The organism is Bacillus sp. SG-1, assembly GCF_000181495.1.
Lineage (GTDB): Bacteria > Bacillota > Bacilli > Bacillales > Bacillaceae_B > Rossellomorea.
Window position 1 is genome coordinate 1 of the sequence record NZ_ABCF01000127.1, and the last position, 2,596, is coordinate 2,596.

Sequence of the window (2,596 nt, forward strand, 5' to 3'; positions counted from 1 at the left end):
TATTATCAAGGCTTACATAGCCTCTTCTTTGGATTGTATCCAGTGTAGGAGCATATGTTGACGGTCGGCCTATTCCCAACTCTTCCAACGTCTTCACTAGTCTCGCTTCTGTGTAACGCGGTGGAGGCTGGGTGAAGTGCTGCTTCGGGTCGATGTCTTCATAGCTCACAACATCTCCTTCTTGCAAGGCGGGAAGCAGGTTTTCTTTCTCTTCCATCTGGTCATCAGAGCCTTCCACATATACTTTCATAAAGCCCGGAAATTTCACCTTTGATCCGTTGGCACGGAAGTAAACATCTCCGTTTACGATATCCACACTCATTGTATCCATGACAGCCGAAGCCATTTGACTTGCAACAAAACGTTCCCAAATCAGCTTATAAAGCCTTAGCTGGTCTCTGGAAAGGTATTCCTTCATAGAAGCCGGATCTCTAAGAGTGGAGGTAGGACGGACAGCCTCATGGGCATCTTGCGCCTTTTGTCCCTTTTTCTCTTTTCTCTCCTGGCTCTTTGTGTACTCATTTCCATATTTATCGGTGATATATTCTGCTGCTTCTTTTTGGGCTACTTCAGAGATACGGGTAGAGTCGGTTCTCATATAAGTTATGAGCCCCACTGTTCCTTCTTTCCCGATTGCGATACCTTCATATAACTGTTGTGCAAGCATCATTGTTTTCTTAGCCCTGAAGTTCAGTTTCCTTGCAGCCTCCTGTTGAAGTGAAGAAGTGGTGAAAGGAGCTGCAGGATTCCGCTTTCTTTCTTTCTTGGTCACTTTCTTGATTTCAAAAGAGTCACCTTTTATCTTTTCAAGGATGTCATTTACCTCTTTTTCTGTTTTCAATTCCAACTTATTACCGTCAAGTCCATAAAAAGCACCCTGGAAATTATTTTTACCTTTTTTGAATAGAGCTTGAATAGTCCAGTATTCTTCCGGAGTGAATTCCTTAATCTCTTTCTCCCGGTCGATGATCAGCCTTACCGCTACCGACTGAACCCGGCCTGCACTAAGACCTTTTTTGACCTTCTTCCACAGGAGCGGACTGATATTATAGCCGACAAGCCTGTCTAGAATTCGTCTGGCCTGCTGAGCGTCCACAAGGTCCATGTTAATAGGTCGGGGATGTTTAAATGATTCCTTGATGGCATCCTTCGTAATTTCATTAAATACTACCCTGCATTCAGAGTTGACATCCATGTCCAAACTGTGGGCAAGGTGCCAAGCAATTGCTTCACCTTCTCTGTCGGGGTCGGCAGCCAGATATATTCTTTTAGCTTTTTTTGCGGCTGTTTTCAATTCTTTTAAAACAGGTCCCTTGCCGCGGATGGTGATGTACTTTGGGTTGAAATCATGCTCAACATCAACCCCCATCTGACTCTTGGGCAAGTCGCGCACATGTCCCATTGAAGCACGGACCTTATATTTCTTTCCTAAATATTTCTCAATTGTTTTAGCCTTTGCAGGCGATTCAACAATCACTAAGTAATCCGACATTAAATTGCCTCCTTAAAGAGGGAAATCGTTTATTTTTGGGTTTTATTTTTTTATTGGTCGCTAATAGAGCCGAGGAAACGTTTCCAACAGCTCAAACAAAAAGAAACTGCTTATTGTATTATATCTGTTGCAAAATGTATAACAGATTGAGAAGAATTGCAACCTTTTTATCTATTTTATACACATAAACGCATATTTTTCAAAAAATCCGCTGTTTCTGGACCATAGGTTCTGCCTTTTCTATCCATTCTTCTTCTTATATCTGTCCGTCTATAGTATGACAGGCCGGACGATATGTAAAGGATGCGGGCGGTTAATATAAAATAGCTCTTTTCGTAGACATTGTGGCTGTTGATATATAAAGTTGACTCCCACTACAGGGCGTGACTCCGAGGGGCTGGGCGATGAAACTAGACGTCCCTCTAATCCTACAGGAGGTCACACACCTGCCGCTCCAATAAACATCTACTCAAAATTAGAATTCTTCTATTAACTAATCACTAACTTTGCAAAAACACCCTATAAAATTTATATGTTTCTAATTGAATCATACTTAAACTCAGAAATAATATCTTCTGAGGAAGTGATCAGCTTTGCCCCCTGCTGAATCAGATGATTGCATCCCTCAGAAAGTGGCGAGTCAAGCCTGCCGGGAAGTGCATAAACATCTCTTCCCTCATTCAGACTGATTTCTGCTGTTATCAACGAGCCGCTTTTCCGGCTTGCCTGGGTGACAAGTACAGCTGAAGTCATGCCGCTGATGATTCGGTTTCGCATCGGAAAGTGCCATCGCTGCGGACGGGTATCCGGCGGGTATTCAGAAATAAGCAGGTGCTTCTTTGCCATGAAATTTGCCAGATCCCGGTTAGAAGCAGGGTAGATATGGCGAAAGCCGCCGCCAATCACTCCGACCGTATCGCCTTTTAATGTTATTGTCAGTCGGTGGGCAAATTCGTCGGCTCCTGCTGCCAGCCCGCTGACTGTAATGAATTGTTCTTCTACCAACTGAGGGAGAAGTTTTTTTAATGCGGCGGTCGTATATTCATCCGCTTTCCTAGAACCAACTACAGCGATTTTTCTCTCTCTCATCAACAATTCTTTACG

Annotated in this window: 2 protein-coding genes; both read right to left on the bottom strand. The window is 43.4% G+C overall.

What is annotated here, in order from left to right; genetic code table 11:
• A partial coding sequence (gene topA, locus BSG1_RS18965) for a type I DNA topoisomerase (protein ID WP_006838846.1) occupies positions 1 to 1,492 on the bottom strand: 1,492 nt, incomplete at its 3' end.
• A gap of 528 nt (positions 1,493 to 2,020) precedes the next feature.
• Positions 2,021 to 2,596, bottom strand: a 576-nt coding sequence (dprA, locus tag BSG1_RS18970) for a DNA-processing protein DprA (RefSeq protein WP_006838847.1), incomplete at its 5' end; no start/stop codon positions are given.